We start from the raw sequence: 17,480 nt of genomic DNA on the forward strand, positions 1-17,480 counted from the left end.
TCCGGATCATTCTCCACAACTGACTTATAATGCGCGAAACGTTCACTTTGGGTGATGTATGGAGCTGGCGCAGATTCGCATGTTCAAGACCGTTGCCGAGGTGGGCAGCATCGCCCGTGCCGCTGAACTGCTGCATTGCGTGCCGTCCAACATCACCGCACGGATCAAGTCGCTGGAGGCGGAGTTGGGCGTTGCGTTGTTCATGCGTGAAGGGCGCGGTTTGCGCATCAGCCCCTCGGGCCAGACGTTTCTGGCCTACGCCTCGAAAATTCTGGCCCTCACCGCCGAGGCCAAACGCGCGGTGGACCCTTCGGCTGAGCCGTCCGGGCCGCTGCGTATTGGTGCTATCGAGTCTTCTGCCACCGGGCGCTTGCCGCGTTTGCTGGCGAAATTCCACAAGCGTTTCCCGCAGGTGGCGCTGGAACTGACCACCGGCACTTGGGCCCAGTTGCTCGACGACACGTTCAATCACAAGCTCGACGGTGCAATTGTCGCGGTCGACGTCGAACGCTCGCAGCTCAAGCGCACGCCGATGTACCGAGAAGAGTTGCTGGTGATCGCCTCAACCTCCCTCGGACCGCTGCGCGACGTAGCGGACCTGCACGACAAGACCATGTTCCTTTGGCCGCAAGGCTGCCCCTACCGTGCGGCGATGGAACATTGGTTATTGCGCAACGGATTGTCGTTGCCGATTGTCAGCCTGGCCAGCTATGGCGCAATTGTCGGTTGCGTCAGCGCCGGGGCCGGCGTGGCGCTGGTGACTAAAGGGGTTTTCGATCAATACGCCAAGGGTGCCGGGTGCGTGGCGTTTGAGTTTCCTGAACTGACCGCCATCGAGAGCCTGTTCTACTGGCATGAAAACGCCGGAGTTCATCCGGCGCGGGAAGCGTTCGTGGCGATGCTGCGCGAGGAATTTGCTTAGGCATTCCACCTGTGTAGGAGCTGCCGAAGGCTGCGATCTTTTGATCTTAAAAAGCAAAATCAAAAGATCGCAGCCTTCGGCAGCTCCTACAGCGCGATTACGGTGCGCTGATATCGCGCATCAGCAGACCGTAGCTGAGGTCCACCGCGTCCGGAATCGGCAAGTACACCGTGTGCCCATCGCCGGGCGCCACTTCGATGGGCTCGCCTTTGCTGTTCTGCAACTGGTGCAAATCAAAGTGAAAGTTGCCCTTGGGCGTCATCAATTCCATGTGGTCGCCCAGGGCAAATCGGTTTTTCACTTTCACCTCGGCCAACCGATCTCGCCGTTCGCCAGTCAGTTCGCCAACAAATTGCTGGCGTTCCGACACCGAGCTGCCGTTCTGATAATTCTGGTATTCGTCATGCACATGCCGTCGCAAAAAGCCTTCGGTGTAACCGCGCTGGGCGAGGGATTCCAGGTCGGTCATCAAGCCGCGGTCGAACGCCCGGCCAGCCACGGCATCGTCGATGGCCCGGCGGTAAACCTGGGTGGTTCGCGCGCAATAGAAGTGTGATTTGGTCCGGCCTTCGATTTTCAATGAATGCACGCCCATCTGTGTCAGGCGCTCGACATGCTGCACGGCACGCAGGTCTTTGGCGTTCATGATGTAAGTGCCGTGTTCGTCTTCGAAGGCGGGCATCTGTTCGTCGGGACGATTGGCTTCCTGCAGCAGGAACAGCTGTTCGGTGGGTGCGCCGATGCCCAATGTCGGTTGAGGCTCAACGTGCTGGACGATCTCCCCGAGGAGGTTTTCCGTGGCCGGTTGCGCCGAGTACTTCCAGCGGCAGGCGTTGGTGCAGCTGCCCTGATTGGCGTCACGCTTGTTCATGTAGCCCGACAGCAGGCAGCGCCCGGAATAGGCCATGCACAGCGCACCATGCACGAACACCTCCAGCTCCATGGCCGGAACCTGTTGGCGAATTTCACCGATTTCCTCCAGGGACAATTCCCGCGACAGGATGATCCGGCTCAAGCCCTGCTGCTGCCAAAACTCGACACTGGCCCAGTTGACCGTGTTGGCCTGAACCGAGAGATGAATCGGCATCTGCGGGTAGTGTCGGCGCACCAGCATGATCAGGCCGGGGTCGGACATGATCAGCGCGTCTGGCGCCATGGCGATGATGGGCGCCAAGTCCTTGAGGAAGGTCTTGAGCTTGGCGTTGTGCGGCGCGATGTTCACTACCACGTAAAAACGCTTGCCCTGCGCCTGTGCTTCGCGAATGCCGATGGCCAGGTGGGCGTGATCGAATTCGTTGTTGCGCACCCGCAAGCTGTAGCGTGGTTGGCCGGCGTACACCGCATCGGCGCCGTAGGCGAAGGCATAACGCATGTTTTTCAGGGTGCCGGCGGGGGCGAGCAGTTGCGGAGCAATGAGGTTCATGGGGAGTCGATCGCAAAAGCCGCGCAGGGTAAACGTCTTGGCCCGAGGGTTTATTGATCTGGATCTATGCTTTATTCACTAACGGATGGCACTCGTGCGAGCCGTGGCGGCCTAAGCATCAGGACGCACCGTTGCGTCCAGGCAGACTGGCATGGAACGGATATGAACGAAGAAACCCTGAAAGACAAATCGCTGGCGATTCTGTTGGCACTGGTCAGCATTGCGTTCATCTGGATTCTGCTGCCGTTTTACGGCGCCGTGTTCTGGGCAGTGATCCTCGGGATCCTGTTTGCTCCTCTGCAACGTCGACTGCAATTGAAGCTCGGCTGGCAGCGCAACCTTATTTCGCTGCTCACCCTGAGCATCTGCCTGTTGATTGCGATTCTGCCGGTGATCATCCTGAGCATCTTCCTCGTCCAGGAGGGGACCGCGGTCTACAGGAATATCGAAAGTGGCGAGTTGGACATCGCGGGGTATGTGGCGCAGTTCAAGCACAGCCTGCCGTCGTACCTCCAGCACTTGCTCGACCGCTTCGGCATGGGCGAGTTGAACGGGCTGCGGGAGAAAATCATCAAGAGCGCGATGACCGGCAATGAGTTCGTCGCCACCCAGGCGTTCAGTTTTGGTCAGGGGACATTCGAGTTCATTGTCAGTTTTTTCATCATGATGTACTTGCTGTTTTTCTTCCTGCGCGACGGTGCGGAGCTTGCGCGCAAGGTGCGCATGGCCGTGCCGCTGGAGGAAAACCAGAAGCGTCGTTTGCAACTCAAGTTCAACCGGGTGGTACGAGCCACCGTGAAGGGCAACCTGGTGGTGGCGATCACGCAGGGCGCGTTGGGCGGTTTGATTTTCTGGTTTCTGGATATCCCCAGTGCATTGATCTGGGCGGTGCTGATGGCGTTTCTGTCACTGTTGCCGGCAGTGGGGGCGGGAATTATCTGGGCGCCGGTGGCGGCGTTCTTCCTGTTTACCGGGGCGATCTGGCAAGGGGTGACCCTGGCCTTGTTCGGTGTATTCGTGATTGGTCTTGTGGATAACGTGCTGCGCCCGATCCTGGTGGGCAAGGACACCAAGATGCCCGACTACATGATCCTGATTTCGACGTTGGGTGGCCTGGCGATTTTCGGCTTGAACGGCTTTGTCATCGGCCCGTTGATTGCCGCGTTGTTCATGTCGAGCTGGGCAATATTCATCGAAACCAAACCCCGGGTGCAGTTGCCTTAGGCGTTAAGTTTGCCCAGCTGACCGGCGCTGATCTGCTGCGACAAGGCCTTGGCGTCGGGAAGTGAAGTGAGCGGGCCGCTGATTTGTTCGCCATCCTGGACCAGATACCAGCAGGCGAGCATGCCTAGCGCTCTGAGCGGGGCGGGAACGGCGCTGCCAATAACGGACATGATCTGAACCTGGGACATCATAAGTACCTCCATCAATCTATGGAGCTACCTTACGGGGCGGGCCAAATTTCCGACAATCACCGTTTTCGATAGTGGTCATTGATGCTGTTGAGGCCATTTGACCGTCTGTCGGTCAGTCGACCACCTGATCGAGCATGTGCACCACTTCCTGCTCGTTGAGCAGGCCTTTGCGCACCAGGTTTTGCGTCAGCAGCGAAAGGAACTTGGCGCTGCGATGGCCTTCCAGGTGCTTGAGCTCAGTCAGTGCGTTGTACACCTTGCTGGAGGTGCACAGGCCGACAATGCGATGCGGATTTTGCGTTGGCATGGGGTCGTCCTTGTTGTTATTAACCTGTAGTGGGCGGACAGGCCCAAGCTTGCGGACCTGACGTGACATAAATATGACCGTTTGACATACGGTAGGGCGAGTCAATCTTGCCAACTTCAAGCGTAGATACTGTTCCGAGAGCGACCTTGGCGAGATTTATCCAGACCTTCGCCGACAGACGGCCATAAAAAAGCCCCGCTGTCGGGCGGGGCCTTGATGAAAAAACTCACCAACGGCCATAACCGTGGGGAGGGCCGTAGTAGCCACGCGGCGGACCGTAATAGCCGCGAGGGGGGCCGTAGTAGACCGGTGCCGGGCGGTAGTAGATCGGCTGTTGCACGTAGACCGGCGCCGGCTGGTAATAAACCGGTGGCGGTGGCGGCGCGTAATAAACCGGTGCCGGCTGCGCGTAGACCGGTTGCGGCGCTACGTAGACGGGCCGGTTGGCGTTGATCAGAGCCGAGCCAACGATGGCCGTACCGACGATCGCTCCAAATACCGCCGCGTCGTTGCCACCACCATGGGCTTGCGCCTGACCTGTGAGAGCGAGCGCGCCGATCAGCAGGGCGATTGTGGGGATTTTACGGATCATGATAGTTCCTCGGTTCTTCGACCCGGCGCTTGCGTCTGCAATAGACTCAAGGATTGTCGCGGGGATACTTCTAAGACAGCGTTTTTTTGAAAATCAGCACAGCCGCTGGGTAAATTTTGTGTAAGGTCTGTACCGGTTTGCTTACGGTCATTCGAAGCCGTCGGCAGGTACGCGAATATCATTGATCAGAACCCATGGGCTGGCTAATCCCGTCCATCTGAAAGTGCGTTAGAAGGAGATACACATGCAGATGAACCCCAATCGAGATACCAAGCTGTGCATGTCGCTCTCCGGGCGTCCGGGGAACTTTGGCTTGCGATTTCACAATCATCTGTATGAACAACTGGGGCTGAATTTCTACTACAAGGCGTTCAGCAGTCAGGATTTGCCGGGCGCCGTGGGCGGTATCCGCGCTTTGGGCATCCGTGGTTGCGGGGTCTCCATGCCATTCAAGGAAGCCTGCATTGCGCTAGTCGATGAACTGGATGCATCGGCCGCGGCCATTCAATCGATCAACACCATCGTCAACACCGATGGACATCTCAAGGCCTACAACACCGATTACATTGCCATTGCCCAATTGCTGGAAACCCACGCTGTGCCCAAAGACACCACGTTTGCCCTGCGCGGCAGCGGCGGCATGGGCAAAGCCGTGGCCAGCGCCTTGCGCGACGGCGGCTACAAAAACGGCGTGATCGTGGCCCGAAACGAGCGTGCCGGCCGGACATTGGCCGACTCCCTGGGTTACGAATGGCAAGCGGAACTTGGCGCCCGACGCCCGCAGATGCTGGTGAATGTGACCCCGGTGGGCATGGATGGCGGGCCTGAGGCCGGGCAATTGGCGTTCGATACCGTCGTGGTCAAAGCGGCGGACATCGTCTTTGATGTGGTGGCGATTCCGTCGGAAACGCCGCTGATCGTGCTAGGGCGTGCCGAGGGCAAGAAAGTCATTACCGGCCTGGAAGTCATCGCGATCCAGGCGCTGGAGCAATTTGTGCTGTACACCGGCGTGCGGCCGACGGAAGAGCAGTTTCAGAAAGCGGTGGCATTTGCCCGCAGCTAAAGCCAGGTAGCCAGAAACAGGATGGGCGGATTATTGGATCTGTAGCAGCTGCCGAGCCAGCTCGACAGCTGCTACGGGCAGTGTGTTTTATTCGAGGCGCGCCAAGCGTTCTTCCAGCGCCGCAATCCGCGCTTCCAGCTCTTCGATACGTTCCACCGAAACACCGCTGCCGGCACCTCGTTCAGACGGGTTTTGCCGTGCCGCCAGGATCGCTTCAATATCCGCCGGATCACCCATTGCATGGGTATAGCGGTCCTCACGCTGCCCGGCCTGTCGCCCAATCAACACCGCCAGCCCGCGCGCAATCAACCGCTCCAGCTGATGCACCACCTGTTCGGCATCTTCAAACTCATGCATGCGCCCGCTGCGGGTCAGCAATTCGTTGACCGTCTGCGGGCCGCGCAAAAACATCAGCCCCGTCAGAATCACCTGCGCCGGCACCAGTTCCAGCGCCTTGTCGACCTTGTGCTCCCAGCGATCGGCACGACTGCCCATCACCAGTTTGGTGAAACCACGTCCTTCCAGTGCACGCAAACTCTGCCCAACCTGACCAGGAGTGAGATTCATCACCGGCTCGCGGCTGGTTTTCTGGTTGCAGGCAATCACCAGGGCATTGAGCGTCAGCGGATAGGTTTCCGGGCTGGTGGCCTGCTTTTCGATCAACGAACCGAGAATGCGGATTTCCGTGCTGTTGAGCCGTGGCTCGTCGAACGTTGTTTCTTGCTCAATGCTCATGGTTCTGCATCCTTAGCTGATTCATGTTTTTCACGTGCGTAAGTGCACTTTGACATCGCCCGTTCGGACTAGGCAAGGCTAACGATTCTGCCGCCACCGGCCGGCGCCAAACTTCATGCTCAAAGGGGTGTTGCGCCACGCGCGCCCCGCCAAACGAGCAGAAGGCGCCGCGATGGAGTTTGCATTCAGCGACGAACAGGAAATGATCCGCGAATCGGCTGAGGGCTTCCTCGCCGACGTTTCGGATTCGGCCGCCGTGCGCGCGGCGATGGTCAGCGAGCGGGGGTTCGATGAAGCCCTGTGGCAGCGGCTGTGCCAGGAGATGTACTGGCCGGCCATTCATATTCCCGAAGCCTATGGCGGTCTTGGCCTGGGCTTTGTCGAACTGGCGATCCTGCTGGAACAGATGGGCCGGCGGTTGCTGTGCTCGCCGTTTTTCGCCACCGCCTGCATGGCCACACCCGCGTTGTTATTGGCCGCCAATGATGAGCAAAAACTGCGCTGGTTGCCGTCGATTGCCGACGGCAGCGTCACCGCGACCCTGGGTTTCAGCAGCGCCAATGGCTGGTCAGCGGACGATGTGCAGGCAACGGTGGTGGCCGAAGGCGACGGGTTTGTCCTCGACGGCACCCTCAAGCATGTGCTCGACGGCCATGGCGCCGACCTGTTGATCATCGCCGCCCGCCAACCCGGAACCACCGCAGAGACGGGCATCAGCCTGTTTGCCGTGAACGCCGTGCGGGCGGGCATCGAGCGGCAGATGTTGCCGACCATGGACCAGACCCGACGCCAGGCACGGATTCAGCTCAAGGGCTTGTACCTTGAAGCCGATGCGTTGCTCGGGGAGTTCGGCCAAGGCTGGGCGCAACTGGAGAAAGTTCTGCAACTGGCCTGCATCGGCCTCGCCGCCGAGCAAACCGGTGGCGCGCAGCAAGTGCTCGACTTGAGCGTGGCGTACATGCAGGAACGCCAGCAGTTCGGTCGCCCCATCGCCAGTTTCCAGGCCCTCAAACACCGCGCCGCCGACATGATGCTGCAAGTCGAATGCGCCCGTTCAGCCAGTTACTACGCGGCATGCGTGGCCCAGGAGATTCTTGATCCGCAGGGCGATGCGCAAGTCGCTGCCGAACTGCCGCTCGCCGCCGCGTTGGCCAAGGCGCAGTGCTCGGAAACCTATTTCCACTGCGCATCCGAATCGATCCAGTTGCATGGCGGTGTCGGTTTCACCTGGGAATACGACCCGCACCTCTACTTCAAGCGCGCTCGCGCCAGCGAGAGTTTCCTCGGGCTACCGGCCTGGCATCGCGAGCGCATTGCTTCGGTGATTCTGGGAGAGCAGCCATGAAAATCAGTTTCAGCGAGCAGGATGAATGCTTCCGTCGGGAAGTCGCCGACTGGATGAGCGCCAACCTCTGCGGCGAGTTCGAAGCCTTGCGCTTTCGCGGCGGCCCGGGCGACGAGCACATGTTTCCCGAGGAGCGCAAAGCCTGGGAACGCAAGCTCGCCGAAGGTGGCTGGACCTGCGTCGGCTGGGCGCCGGAGCATGGCGGACGCGGCCTGTCGATCACCCAGCAAGTGATCTTCAACGAAGAATACGCCCGCGCCGGTGGCCCTGGTCGCATGGGCCACATCGGCGAAGGCCTGGCCGGGCCGACCATCGCTGCGTTCGGCACGGTCGAGCAGCAACAGCGCTTTTTGCCGGGGATCGTCAGTGGTACGTCGTTCTGGTGCCAAGGCTATTCAGAGCCGAGTGCCGGTTCCGATCTGGCTAACGTCAAGACTCGCGCCACGCTGGATGAAGCAACCGGTCAATGGCTGATCAATGGCCAGAAAGTCTGGACCTCCCTGGCCCACGAGTCGGACTGGTGCTTTGTCATTGCCCGCACGGAACCGGGCAGCGTCGGCCATCGCGGTTTGTCGTTCCTGCTGGTGCCGATGGCCCAAGCGGAAATCACCGTACGACCGATCGAGCAACTGACCGGCACGTCGGAATTCAACGAAGTGTTCTTCGACGATGCCCGCACCGACGCGGCCAACATCATTGGTGCGCCGGGCGAAGGCTGGAAGATTGCCATGGCGCTGCTCGGTTTCGAGCGCGGTGTCTCGACCCTCGGCCAGCAGATGCAGTTCCAGAACGAACTCAACGAAATCATCGCGATCGCCAAGGCCAATGGCGCCGACCGCGACCCGATCCTGCGGCAGCGCCTGGCCGAGGCCTGGAGCGGACTGCGGATCATGCGCTACAACTCGCTGCGCATGCTCTCCGGTAGCCAGGACGGTTCACTGCGCAAAGAGGCGACCATCTACAAGCTGTTCTGGTCGACCTGGCACGCCAGCCTCGGCAAGTTGGCGATGGATGTCCTCGGCGCCGAAGCGGAATTGCTCGAAGCCGCGCCTTATCAACTGACTCGATTGCAGTCGCTGTACCTGTTCAGCCGCGCCGACACGCTCTACGGCGGCAGCAACGAAATCCAGCGCAACATCATCGCCGAGCGTGCCTTGGGCATGCCCAAAGAGCCGCGCCCGCGCACCTGAAAGGAGAGAGTTCATGTCTGTACCTCAATATGTTGAAGGTCGCGGCCTGTTGCGCGGCAAGTCGGTACTGATTACCGCAGCGGCGGGTGCCGGGATCGGTTTTTCCGCCGCCGTGCGCGCCGCCGAAGAAGGCTGTCGCGCGCTGATGATCAGCGATATCCACGAAGGCCGGTTGGCCGAAGCGGTGCTGAAAATCCGCGAAACCACCGGGCTGCAACAGGTGTTCGGCCAGGTCTGCAACGTCGCCGACGAAGCCCAGGTGCAACAGCTGATCATCTGCGCCGAGCGTGACCTGCAAGGCGTCGATGTGCTGATCAACAACGCCGGGCTTGGCGGCTCGCGGTTGCTGGTGGACATGGCCGACGAAGAGTGGAATCGGGTCATCGACGTGACGCTCACCGGCACCATGCGCATGACCCGCGCCATGCTGCCGAAGATGATGGAGCGACGTGCCGGTGTCATCGTCAACAACGCCTCGGTCCTCGGTTGGCGTGCGCAGAAAGAGCAGGCGCACTACGCCGCCGCCAAGGCTGGCGTGATGGCGCTGACCCGTTGCGCAGCGGTCGAGGCCGCCGACTACGGCATCCGCATCAACGCAGTCAGCCCGAGCATTGCCCTGCACGATTTCCTGCGCAAATCCGCACCTCAAGCCGTGCTCGATCAACTGGCTGCCAACGAAGCCTTTGGCCGTGCCGCGGAGGTGTGGGAAGTGGCCAACGTGATGATGTTTTTGGCCAGCGACTACAGCTCCTACATGACCGGCGAAGTGTTGTCGGTGTCGAGCCAGAGGGCGTGACCATGCCACGTATTTTCGACACACCGATGGCCTTGTTCGACGCTGTGGGCCAGGCGCTCGGTGTCAGCGATTGGCTGCTGCTGGATCAGGACCGGATCAATCTGTTTGCCGATGCCACCGGTGATCACCAGTGGATCCACGTCGACCCGGTCAAGGCAGCCAGCGGCCCGTTTGGTATCTGCATCGCCCATGGCTACCTGAGCCTGTCGCTGGTCAATTTGTTCCTGCCGCAAATCGTCGAAGTCCGTGGCCTGGCCATGGGTGTCAATTACGGCTGTGAGCGCGTGCGGTTTCCCTCGGTGGTGCGCGTCGGTTCGCGAGTGCGCGGCAGCGCGCAATTGATCGCGGTCGAGGAAGTGAAGGGTGGCGTGCAGGCGACCATCCGCGTCAGCGTCGTGATCGAGGGCGAGGAACGCCCCGGCTGCGTGGTCGACACCATCAGCCGCTATTACCCCGCCTGAATCAGTCTGCAGAATTTTCGAGGAATCCAGCATGAAAGAAGCCGTCATCGTTTCCACCGCCCGCACCCCGATCGGCAAAGCCTTTCGCGGCGCATTCAACGACACCGAAGCGCCGCAACTGGGCGGCCACGTGGTGCGCGAAGCCGTGCGTCGTGCTGGCATCGAGCCGGGCGAAGTGGACGACGTGATCATCGGCGCCGCGGCGCAGCAGGGCACCCAGTCCTACAACCTCGGACGCCTGTGCGCGATTGCCGGTGGCTTGCCGACTTCCGTTGCCGGCATGGCCGTCGAGCGTCAGTGTTCGTCGGGCCTGATGAGCATCGCCATGGCCGCCAAAGGCATCATGTGCGACGAGATCGACATCGCTGTGGCCGGTGGACTGGAATCGATTTCCCTGGTGCAGAACAAACACAAGAATCTCTACCGCAACCAGTCGAGTTCGGTGATCGAGCTCGATCCACACGCCTACATCCCGATGATCGAAACCGCCGAAATCGTCTCGGCACGCTATGGTATTTCCCGTGAAGAACAGGACGAATACAGCTATCAGAGCCAGATGCGCACCGCTCAGGCCCAGCGTGACGGACGCTTCGACCGTGAGCTGGCAGCACTGACCAGCCGCCAGGCGATCTTCGACAAGTCCAGCGGCGAAACCCGTTACGAACTCGTCACCTTGCAACGCGACGAGTGCAACCGCGTCGACACTACCCTTGAAAGCCTGAGTGCACTGGAGCCGGTGTGGTCGGGCGGTCAGTGGAGCGACAAGGGCCGCTTCATCACCGCCGGCAATGCCTCACAGTTGTCCGACGGCGCTTCGGCCTCGGTGTTGATGAGTGCCAAACTCGCTGAAAAACGGGGCCTCGAACCGCTGGGGATTTATCGCGGCATGGCCGTCGCCGGCTGCAATAGCGACGAGATGGGCATCGGTCCGGTGTATGCCATTCCGAAACTGCTCAAGCGTAACGGCCTGACCATGGACCACATCGGTCTCTGGGAATTGAACGAAGCGTTCGCCTGTCAGGTGCTGTATTGCCGCGACACCTTGGGCATTCCGGCAGAGCGTTTGAACGTCAACGGCGGGGCGATTTCCATTGGCCATCCATTCGGCATGTCCGGTGCGCGGATGGTCGGCCATGCATTGATCGAAGGTCAGCGCCGCGGTTTGCGTTACGTGGTGGTGAGCATGTGCATCGGTGGCGGCATGGGCGCTGCTGCTTTGTTCGAGGTGGTCTGAATGATCGACGCACAACGGATTCAGGCGACCATGGCGCATTACGTGGAGCTGGTGGATGCCGGCGACATTAACGCCATCCTCGCGCTCTACGCCGAGGACGCGACCGTCGAAGACCCGGTCGGCCAGGCACCCTTGCAAGGCATCGACGCCATCGGCCGTTTCTACCGCCAGGGCCTGGGTGCGATGAAAGTCTCGGCGACCCAAACCGGCCCAGTACGCGCCACCTCGAACGGCTGCGGGGCGATGCCGTTCCGGGTCGACATGGAATGGGGCGGGCAACCGTGTTCGCTGCATGTGATCGACGTGATGGAGTTCGACGCCGAAGGCAAGATCCGCTCGATGAAGGCTTTTTGGAGCGAAATAAACATCATCGCCAATCCCTCGTAGCAGCTGCCGAGCCTGCGAGGCTGCGTTCGAGGACGCAGTCCTCGCAATGTCTATGCACGCGGTTTGACTGGCACTACGCATTGCACCGTTCGACGACGGCTTCGCCGCCGAACGCAGCCTCGCAGGCTCGGCAGCTGCTACAGGGCCGGTTGCAGCAGGTCGGAGTTCTGCGTCCGGCCGGTTTCGTAGTAAGCCTTGAGGTTCTCGGCAATCTGCCGCACGACGTTGTTGAAGGCTTTTCCCAGTAGCAATTCCATCAGCCTGCCACCGCGCAGGCTGTAGCTCATTTGCAGGGTGATGCGAGTCGCGTCCCCTTCAGCGTGTAAGGCATAACTGAAACTTGCCTCGCGAAACGGAAAGGGCGAGCCATTGCTGCCCTTGTGCAGCAGCAGCACAAAGCCGACACCCTCCTGCCAACTCACCACGCTTTCATCCAGATACTGACCACCCTTGCGAAACACCCGACGGCTGGCGCCAACGCCTTCCTGTGCACCGGGATGAAACTGACAACCGGTCAGTCCCGGCACGTAATGCGGGGCCAGGCTGAGGTCGCGCAGTTTGGCCCAGGCCTCTTGTTGTGTGAGGTCGAGCAAAACACTGTGGCGGGCGATTGCGGGCATGTCGGGAGTCCTCTTGTTATTGGAATGCTTGAAAGATCGCAGCCTCGTTTCACTCGACAGCTCCTACAGTTGAACTTCAATCCCTGTAGGAGCTGTCCGAGTAAAACGAGGCTGCGATCTCTTAGGGTTGGGCTGCATCAAGAAACGCCGGTCGTTCACCGGCGCCATGCACCGCGATGTCCGCGCCGCTGACGTAACGGGCCAACGTCGAGGCCAGGTACAGGCAGGTGTCGCCAATGTCTTCCGGAGTCGCCAGACGTTGCAAGGGAATGGTCGCCGCCACCCGGGCGATGCCCGCATCGTCACCATAATGCATGGCAGCCTGCTCGGTGAGAATCAGCCCGGCAGTCACCGCGTTGACCCGCACCTTCGGCGCCCATTCCACCGCCAGCGAGGTGGTCAGGTTCAGCAGTCCGGCCTTCGCCGCGCCATAAGCGGCGGTGCCGGGAGAAGGGCGGGTGGCGCTGACGCTGCAGATGTTAATGATTGCGCCGCCATCGTTCTGGGCCTGCATCACCTGATTGGCCTGCTGGCACAGGTTGAGCGGGGCGATCAGGTTCAAGCGAATGATCGCTTCACTGAAACGCGGTGAAGCCGTGGCCGCATCTGCATTCGGCGAGCCGCCGGCGTTGTTTACCAGCACATCGAGACGGCCGAAGCGCTCAACGATCTGTGCGATCAATCGCCCGGATTGCTCGACATCCCGCAGGTCGCAGGGCAGGAACAGCGCCTCGCGCCCGGCGCTGGCCGGCAGGGTTGGCGGGGCTTCGCGACCGCAAATGACCACATTGGCGCCGCCGTCCAGAAAGCGCTGAGTAATGCCGCGTCCGACACCCTTGCCACCGCCGGTGACCAGTACCACTTTGCCGCGAAAGTCCATCGGATCAAGCATGGGAATTCTCTTTTTTTCGCTCGGGAATGCCGTCGATGCTAGGTCTGTGGTTCCTGCAATCCAACGTCCGATAAGACTAGAGACTGTAGGAGCTGCCGAAGGCTGCGATCTTTTGATTTTGTTTTTGAAGCAAGATCAAAAGATCGCAGCCTTCGGCAGCTCCTACGGCGCCGTAGTCTTGTCGGACGATGTTGATCTCCCGGGCCCTCGGAATAATCCCGCTACAACAACAGGCCGGGAGGACACCTTATGGGCGCTTCAGCGCAAGGGCACTTCGTTACGCTGCCGGATGGTTTGCAGCTGCATTATCGTGATGACGGCAACGGCGAACCCGTGATCTTCATCCATGGCAGCGGGCCGGGCGCCAGCGGTCACAGTAATTTCAAGCAGAACCATCCGGTGTTCGCCGACGCCGGTTATCGCGTCATCGTGCCGGACCTTCCGGGCTACGGCGCCTCAGACAAACCCGACACCCTCTACACCCTGGACTTCTTCGTCGCCGCGCTAAGCGGTTTACTCGATGCCCTCGACATCCAGCATTGCGTGCTGGTCGGCAACTCCCTGGGCGGTGCGATCGCCATCAAACTGGCCCTGGACCAACCGCAGCGTGTCAGCCGTCTGGTGCTGATGGCCCCCGGTGGGTTGATGGAAAAGGAACAGTATTACCTGCAGATGGAAGGCATCCAGAAAATGGGCGCGGCTTTTGCCAAAGGTGAGCTGAACGATGCGGCGGGCATGCGTCGTTTGCTGGCCCTGCAATTGTTCGATGAAAGCCTGATCAGCGACGAAACGGTCAACGAGCGCGTGGCCGTGGTGCAACAGCAACCCGTGTGTGTGCTGTCGACGATGCAAGTGCCGAACATGACGTCGCGCCTCGCCGAGCTGCAATGCCCGATCCTCGGCTTCTGGGGCATGAACGACAAGTTCTGCCCGTCCTCGGGCGCCCAAACCATGCTCGAACACTGCACCAATATCCGCTTCGTAATGCTCAGCGAGTGTGGGCATTGGGTCCAGGTCGAGCACCGTGACTTTTTCAACCGCCAGTGCCTGGCGTTTCTTCAGGAGGCCCGCGGATGAGCGTGCAATTGCGCCGTGAGTTCGGCGAAGAGCTTTATCAGGCGCTGCTCAGTGGCTCCACCCTGGCGCCGCTGACCGAGCGCTGGCCGTCGATCAGTATCGAAGATGCCTACCACATTTCCCTGTACGCCATTGAGCGCCGCGTAGCTGCCGGCGATGAAATCGTGGGAAAAAAAATCGGTGTGACCTCGGCGGCCGTGCAGCAGATGCTCAACGTGCATCAGCCGGATTTCGGCTTCATCACGCGGCAGATGTCGTTCGATGACGATGCGCAAATTTCCCTGTCCGCCAACAAACTGATCCAGCCCCGGGCTGAGGGCGAGATCGCGTTCAAGCTCAAGCATGACCTGGTCGGCCCCGGTATCACCGAAGCCGACGTGCTGGCCGCCACCGAGTACGTGATGCCGTGCTTTGAGATCGTCGACTCGCGGATTCACGAATGGCGCATCCGTATTCAGGACACCGTTGCCGACAACGCTTCTTGCGGCGTGTTCGTCTTGGGTGACAGCAAGGTCGATCCCCGCGAACTGGACCTGCCGAACTTGCGCATGCGTGTGTTCAAGAATGGTGAGCCGCTGAGTGAAGGTCTGGGCTCGGCAGTGCAGGGCAACCCGCTGACGGCCGTGGCCTGGCTGGCCAATACCTTGGGCGCCTTCGGCATTCCGTTCAAGGCCGGGGAAATCATCCTGTCCGGCTCGCTGGTACCGCTGGAACCGGCCCGTGCCGGCGACCGTTTTGAACTGACCATTGATGGCCTGGGCAGTGCCCGGGTGTCTTTCTGCGCCTGACTTTTGGAGCTTTAACCTAATGAGCAAAAAACTCAGAGCGGCCATTATCGGCCCGGGCAACATCGGCACCGATCTGCTGATGAAAATGTGCCGATCGGAATGGATCGAGCCAGTGTGGATGGTGGGTGTCGACCCTGAATCCGAAGGCCTGAAACGTGCTCGGGAAATGGGCATCAAAACCACCGCCGGTGGTGTCGACGGCTTGCTGCCCCACGTCCTCGACGATGACATTCGCATTGCCTTCGATGCCACCTCGGCCTACGTGCATGCGGAAAACAGCCGCAAGCTCAACGAACTGGGGGTGATCATGATCGATCTCACGCCGGCGGCCATCGGCCCGTTCTGCGTGCCGCCGGTCAACCTCAAGGAGCATGCGTCGAGCCTGGCGATGAACGTCAACATGGTCACCTGCGGTGGCCAGGCGACTATCCCGATGGTGGCAGCGGTGTCGCGGGTGCAGCCGGTGAGCTACGGCGAGATCGTCGCGACGGTTTCTTCCGGTTCGGTCGGCCCGGGCACTCGGCAGAACATCGACGAATTCACCCGCACCACCGCTGGCGCAGTGGAACAGATCGGCGGCGCCCGACGCGGTAAAGCCATCATCGTGATCAACCCGGCCGAGCCGCCGTTGATGATGCGCGACACCATCCATTGCCTGACCGATGACGAGCCGAACCAGGACGCGATCCGTACCTCGGTGCTGGAAATGGTTCGTGAAGTTCAGCGTTATGTGCCCGGCTACAAGCTGATCAACGGGCCGGTGTTCGACGGGCGCAAGGTGTCGATTTTCATCGAGGTCGAAGGCCTCGGCGATTTCCTCCCCAAGTCCGCCGGCAACCTCGACATCATGACCGCCGCCGGTTTGCGCACGGCCGAGATGTTCGCCGAAGAAGCCCACAAGGGCACCCTGCAACTGCCTGCCCGTTGAGTGGAGAATCCCGATGAATTTGCAAGGTAAGAGCGTCCGTCTGCATGACATGAGCCTGCGCGACGGCATGCACGCCAAACAGCATCAGATCAGTATCGAACAAATGGTTTCGGTGGCGACCGGTCTAGATGCGGCCGGTGTGCCGCTGATCGAAATCACCCACGGCGATGGCCTGGGCGGTGCTTCGCTGAACTACGGGTTTCCCGCTCACAGCGACGAGGAATACTTCGCCGCCGTGATCCCGCAGATGAAGCAGGCCAAGGTTTCGGCCCTGCTGTTGCCGGGGATCGGCACCCTCGATCACCTGAAAATGGCACACGAACATGGCGTGTCGACCATTCGTGTAGCGACCCACTGCACCGAGGCGGACGTGTCCGGCCAGCACATCGGCATGTCGGCCAAAATGGGCCTGGACACCGTCGGCTTCCTGATGATGGCGCACATGGTCAGCCCGGAGAAACTGCTGGAGCAGGCGCGATTGATGGAAAGCTACGGCGCCAATTGCATTTACTGCACCGATTCGGCCGGCTACATGTTGCCCGATGAAGTGACGCAAAAGATTGGTGCTTTGCGCGCAGGGCTGAACGCCGGGACCGAAGTCGGTTTCCACGGCCACCACAACATGGGCATGGCCATCGCCAACTCCCTGGCCGCCATCGAGGCCGGTGCTGCGCGCATCGACGGTTCGGTGGCGGGCCTTGGCGCGGGGGCGGGCAATACGCCGCTGGAAGTGTTCGTCGCGGTGTTGGAGCGGATGGGTGTCAACAGCGGCGTGGATCTGTACAAGATTATGGACGTGGCCGAAGACCTTGTGGTGCCAATGATGTGCCAGCCGATCCGTCTCGACCGCGATGCGCTGACGCTGGGTTATGCCGGGGTCTACAGCTCGTTCCTGTTGTTCGCCAAGCGTGCCGAGCAGAAGTACGGGATTGCAGCCCGTGAGCTGCTGGTCGAGTTGGGTCGACGCGGTACGGTGGGCGGTCAGGAGGACATGATCGAAGACCTGGCATTGACCTTGTCGCGGGCTCGGGGCGTGTTGCCGACCTGACCCTTGAAGCAACGAAAAAGCCACCGATAATTCGGTGGTTTTTTTATGGCCGGTGACATCGTGTGCTCAGGGCAACAGGTTGCGAACCAGCGGCGGATAGCAGTTGATGGCCGTGTTCGCACAACTGAAATACGCCGTGGCCGGTCGATAGGCTTCGTTCTTGAACAGTTGGCAGAGGCTGGTGGAAGCACCGGCACAGAGGATGATGAACAAAGCACAAGTGGATTTGCGCATGATGAGTCTCGACACGGTTTTAT

21 protein-coding genes are annotated in these 17,480 nt (G+C 60.5%); 13 read left to right on the forward strand and 8 right to left on the reverse strand.

What is annotated here, in order from left to right:
* The first annotated feature begins 58 nt into the window (after positions 1 to 58).
* Positions 59 to 922, forward strand: a complete 864-nt coding sequence (locus KVG88_RS13250; protein ID WP_150705427.1) for a LysR family transcriptional regulator — start codon at positions 59 to 61, stop codon at positions 920 to 922.
* A 97-nt stretch (positions 923 to 1,019) separates the two neighbouring features.
* On the opposite strand, the gene trhP is transcribed toward KVG88_RS13250, so the two are convergent.
* Positions 1,020 to 2,345 (reverse strand): prephenate-dependent tRNA uridine(34) hydroxylase TrhP, encoded by a 1,326-nt coding sequence (gene trhP / locus KVG88_RS13255; protein ID WP_217871679.1) that lies wholly within the window; start codon positions 2,343 to 2,345, stop codon positions 1,020 to 1,022.
* Positions 2,346 to 2,507: 162 nt separating this feature from the next.
* On the opposite strand from trhP, the gene KVG88_RS13260 reads away from it, so the two are divergent.
* Entirely contained in the window at positions 2,508 to 3,569 is a 1,062-nt protein-coding gene (locus KVG88_RS13260; RefSeq protein ID WP_150705425.1) for an AI-2E family transporter, read from the forward strand.
* Here KVG88_RS13260 and KVG88_RS13265 read toward each other — a convergent pair.
* The 3 genes from KVG88_RS13265 to KVG88_RS13275 all read right to left on the reverse strand — a co-directional run bounded on the left by KVG88_RS13265 (position 3,566) and on the right by KVG88_RS13275 (position 4,659).
* A complete protein-coding gene (locus KVG88_RS13265) occupies positions 3,566 to 3,757 on the reverse strand; it encodes a hypothetical protein (protein WP_150705424.1) in 192 nt (63 codons plus the stop codon). The genes KVG88_RS13260 and KVG88_RS13265 overlap by 4 nt on opposite strands.
* A gap of 115 nt (positions 3,758 to 3,872) precedes the next feature.
* Positions 3,873 to 4,067 carry a hypothetical protein gene (locus KVG88_RS13270; protein WP_034149937.1) on the reverse strand — a complete coding sequence of 65 codons (195 nt, stop codon included), beginning with the start codon at positions 4,065 to 4,067 and terminating at the stop codon, positions 3,873 to 3,875.
* 226 nt (positions 4,068 to 4,293) lie between these two features.
* On the reverse strand, positions 4,294 to 4,659 hold the full coding sequence (locus KVG88_RS13275) for a hypothetical protein (RefSeq protein WP_150705441.1): 366 nt from the start codon (positions 4,657 to 4,659) through the stop codon (positions 4,294 to 4,296).
* Positions 4,660 to 4,903: 244 nt separating this feature from the next.
* Between KVG88_RS13275 and KVG88_RS13280 the strand changes: the two genes are divergently transcribed.
* Positions 4,904 to 5,722, forward strand: coding sequence for a shikimate 5-dehydrogenase (locus tag KVG88_RS13280; RefSeq protein WP_217871680.1), 819 nt, complete (start codon positions 4,904 to 4,906; stop codon positions 5,720 to 5,722).
* An 87-nt stretch (positions 5,723 to 5,809) separates the two neighbouring features.
* Here KVG88_RS13280 and KVG88_RS13285 read toward each other — a convergent pair whose 3' ends face one another.
* Positions 5,810 to 6,457 (reverse strand): YceH family protein, encoded by a 648-nt coding sequence (locus tag KVG88_RS13285; RefSeq protein WP_150705443.1) that lies wholly within the window; start codon positions 6,455 to 6,457, stop codon positions 5,810 to 5,812.
* Between the two features lie 172 nt (positions 6,458 to 6,629).
* On the opposite strand from KVG88_RS13285, the gene KVG88_RS13290 reads away from it, so the two are divergent.
* The 6 genes from KVG88_RS13290 to KVG88_RS13315 are packed head-to-tail and all read left to right on the forward strand — an operon-like array spanning position 6,630 to position 11,870.
* On the forward strand, positions 6,630 to 7,802 hold the full coding sequence (locus tag KVG88_RS13290; protein WP_217871681.1) for an acyl-CoA dehydrogenase family protein: 1,173 nt from the start codon (positions 6,630 to 6,632) through the stop codon (positions 7,800 to 7,802).
* On the forward strand, positions 7,799 to 8,992 hold the full coding sequence (locus tag KVG88_RS13295) for an acyl-CoA dehydrogenase family protein (RefSeq protein ID WP_217871682.1): 1,194 nt from the start codon (positions 7,799 to 7,801) through the stop codon (positions 8,990 to 8,992). Before KVG88_RS13290 ends, KVG88_RS13295 begins: the two co-directional genes overlap by 4 nt.
* Before the next feature lie 13 nt (positions 8,993 to 9,005).
* Positions 9,006 to 9,788, forward strand: coding sequence for an SDR family oxidoreductase (locus KVG88_RS13300; RefSeq protein WP_217871683.1), 783 nt, complete (start codon positions 9,006 to 9,008; stop codon positions 9,786 to 9,788).
* A gap of 2 nt (positions 9,789 to 9,790) precedes the next feature.
* A complete protein-coding gene (locus tag KVG88_RS13305) occupies positions 9,791 to 10,249 on the forward strand; it encodes a MaoC family dehydratase (RefSeq protein ID WP_217871684.1) in 459 nt (152 codons plus the stop codon).
* Positions 10,250 to 10,280: 31 nt separating this feature from the next.
* Complete coding sequence (locus KVG88_RS13310; protein WP_217871685.1) at positions 10,281 to 11,483, forward strand: acetyl-CoA C-acyltransferase; 1,203 nt, start codon at positions 10,281 to 10,283, stop codon at positions 11,481 to 11,483.
* Positions 11,484 to 11,870, forward strand: coding sequence for a steroid Delta-isomerase (locus KVG88_RS13315; RefSeq protein ID WP_217871686.1), 387 nt, complete (start codon positions 11,484 to 11,486; stop codon positions 11,868 to 11,870).
* Between the two features lie 137 nt (positions 11,871 to 12,007).
* Here the strand turns inward: KVG88_RS13315 and KVG88_RS13320 are convergent, their stop codons facing one another.
* Both KVG88_RS13320 and KVG88_RS13325 read right to left on the reverse strand, forming a co-directional pair.
* A complete protein-coding gene (locus KVG88_RS13320) occupies positions 12,008 to 12,490 on the reverse strand; it encodes an SRPBCC family protein (protein WP_217871687.1) in 483 nt (160 codons plus the stop codon).
* Positions 12,491 to 12,611: 121 nt separating this feature from the next.
* Positions 12,612 to 13,382: an SDR family oxidoreductase gene (locus KVG88_RS13325; RefSeq protein ID WP_217871688.1), complete on the reverse strand. Its 771-nt coding sequence runs from the start codon at positions 13,380 to 13,382 to the stop codon at positions 12,612 to 12,614.
* Between the two features lie 249 nt (positions 13,383 to 13,631).
* Here KVG88_RS13325 and KVG88_RS13330 point away from each other — a divergent pair, with 249 nt between their 5' ends.
* Genes KVG88_RS13330 through dmpG form a run of 4 tightly spaced genes read left to right on the forward strand, consistent with a single transcriptional unit; the run spans position 13,632 to position 17,223 of the window.
* Positions 13,632 to 14,459 carry an alpha/beta fold hydrolase gene (locus KVG88_RS13330; RefSeq protein ID WP_217871689.1) on the forward strand — a complete coding sequence of 276 codons (828 nt, stop codon included), beginning with the start codon at positions 13,632 to 13,634 and terminating at the stop codon, positions 14,457 to 14,459.
* The gene (locus tag KVG88_RS13335; RefSeq protein ID WP_217871690.1) at positions 14,456 to 15,247 is read left to right on the forward strand and encodes a fumarylacetoacetate hydrolase family protein; all 792 of its coding nucleotides are present in this window, start codon (positions 14,456 to 14,458) and stop codon (positions 15,245 to 15,247) included. Before KVG88_RS13330 ends, KVG88_RS13335 begins: the two co-directional genes overlap by 4 nt.
* Positions 15,248 to 15,266: 19 nt before the next feature.
* Positions 15,267 to 16,175: an acetaldehyde dehydrogenase (acetylating) gene (locus tag KVG88_RS13340; protein WP_217871691.1), complete on the forward strand. Its 909-nt coding sequence runs from the start codon at positions 15,267 to 15,269 to the stop codon at positions 16,173 to 16,175.
* A gap of 13 nt (positions 16,176 to 16,188) precedes the next feature.
* Entirely contained in the window at positions 16,189 to 17,223 is a 1,035-nt protein-coding gene (dmpG, locus tag KVG88_RS13345; RefSeq protein ID WP_217871692.1) for a 4-hydroxy-2-oxovalerate aldolase, read from the forward strand.
* 66 nt (positions 17,224 to 17,289) lie between these two features.
* On the opposite strand, the gene KVG88_RS13350 is transcribed toward dmpG, so the two are convergent.
* Entirely contained in the window at positions 17,290 to 17,457 is a 168-nt protein-coding gene (locus tag KVG88_RS13350; RefSeq protein WP_217871693.1) for a hypothetical protein, read from the reverse strand.
* Positions 17,458 to 17,480 lie beyond the last annotated feature (23 nt).

Origin of the sequence: Pseudomonas azerbaijanoccidentalis (assembly GCF_019145495.1) — a bacterium.
Classification (GTDB): Bacteria; Pseudomonadota; Gammaproteobacteria; order Pseudomonadales; family Pseudomonadaceae; genus Aquipseudomonas; species Aquipseudomonas azerbaijanoccidentalis.

What these genes read in the sequence shown, in the direction of transcription:
- KVG88_RS13250 (WP_150705427.1), top strand. Translation starts at nt 59, where the DNA reads ATGGAGCTGGCGCAGATTCGCATGTTCAAGACCGTTGCCGAGGTGGGC.
- trhP (WP_217871679.1), bottom strand. Translation starts at nt 2,345, where the DNA reads ATGAACCTCATTGCTCCGCAACTGCTCGCCCCCGCCGGCACCCTGAAA.
- KVG88_RS13260 (WP_150705425.1), top strand. Translation starts at nt 2,508, where the DNA reads ATGAACGAAGAAACCCTGAAAGACAAATCGCTGGCGATTCTGTTGGCA.
- KVG88_RS13265 (WP_150705424.1), bottom strand. Translation starts at nt 3,757, where the DNA reads ATGTCCCAGGTTCAGATCATGTCCGTTATTGGCAGCGCCGTTCCCGCC.
- KVG88_RS13270 (WP_034149937.1), bottom strand. Translation starts at nt 4,067, where the DNA reads ATGCCAACGCAAAATCCGCATCGCATTGTCGGCCTGTGCACCTCCAGC.
- KVG88_RS13275 (WP_150705441.1), bottom strand. Translation starts at nt 4,659, where the DNA reads ATGATCCGTAAAATCCCCACAATCGCCCTGCTGATCGGCGCGCTCGCT.
- KVG88_RS13280 (WP_217871680.1), top strand. Translation starts at nt 4,904, where the DNA reads ATGCAGATGAACCCCAATCGAGATACCAAGCTGTGCATGTCGCTCTCC.
- KVG88_RS13285 (WP_150705443.1), bottom strand. Translation starts at nt 6,457, where the DNA reads ATGAGCATTGAGCAAGAAACAACGTTCGACGAGCCACGGCTCAACAGC.
- KVG88_RS13290 (WP_217871681.1), top strand. Translation starts at nt 6,630, where the DNA reads ATGGAGTTTGCATTCAGCGACGAACAGGAAATGATCCGCGAATCGGCT.
- KVG88_RS13295 (WP_217871682.1), top strand. Translation starts at nt 7,799, where the DNA reads ATGAAAATCAGTTTCAGCGAGCAGGATGAATGCTTCCGTCGGGAAGTC.
- KVG88_RS13300 (WP_217871683.1), top strand. Translation starts at nt 9,006, where the DNA reads ATGTCTGTACCTCAATATGTTGAAGGTCGCGGCCTGTTGCGCGGCAAG.
- KVG88_RS13305 (WP_217871684.1), top strand. Translation starts at nt 9,791, where the DNA reads ATGCCACGTATTTTCGACACACCGATGGCCTTGTTCGACGCTGTGGGC.
- KVG88_RS13310 (WP_217871685.1), top strand. Translation starts at nt 10,281, where the DNA reads ATGAAAGAAGCCGTCATCGTTTCCACCGCCCGCACCCCGATCGGCAAA.
- KVG88_RS13315 (WP_217871686.1), top strand. Translation starts at nt 11,484, where the DNA reads ATGATCGACGCACAACGGATTCAGGCGACCATGGCGCATTACGTGGAG.
- KVG88_RS13320 (WP_217871687.1), bottom strand. Translation starts at nt 12,490, where the DNA reads ATGCCCGCAATCGCCCGCCACAGTGTTTTGCTCGACCTCACACAACAA.
- KVG88_RS13325 (WP_217871688.1), bottom strand. Translation starts at nt 13,382, where the DNA reads ATGCTTGATCCGATGGACTTTCGCGGCAAAGTGGTACTGGTCACCGGC.
- KVG88_RS13330 (WP_217871689.1), top strand. Translation starts at nt 13,632, where the DNA reads ATGGGCGCTTCAGCGCAAGGGCACTTCGTTACGCTGCCGGATGGTTTG.
- KVG88_RS13335 (WP_217871690.1), top strand. Translation starts at nt 14,456, where the DNA reads ATGAGCGTGCAATTGCGCCGTGAGTTCGGCGAAGAGCTTTATCAGGCG.
- KVG88_RS13340 (WP_217871691.1), top strand. Translation starts at nt 15,267, where the DNA reads ATGAGCAAAAAACTCAGAGCGGCCATTATCGGCCCGGGCAACATCGGC.
- dmpG (WP_217871692.1), top strand. Translation starts at nt 16,189, where the DNA reads ATGAATTTGCAAGGTAAGAGCGTCCGTCTGCATGACATGAGCCTGCGC.
- KVG88_RS13350 (WP_217871693.1), bottom strand. Translation starts at nt 17,457, where the DNA reads ATGCGCAAATCCACTTGTGCTTTGTTCATCATCCTCTGTGCCGGTGCT.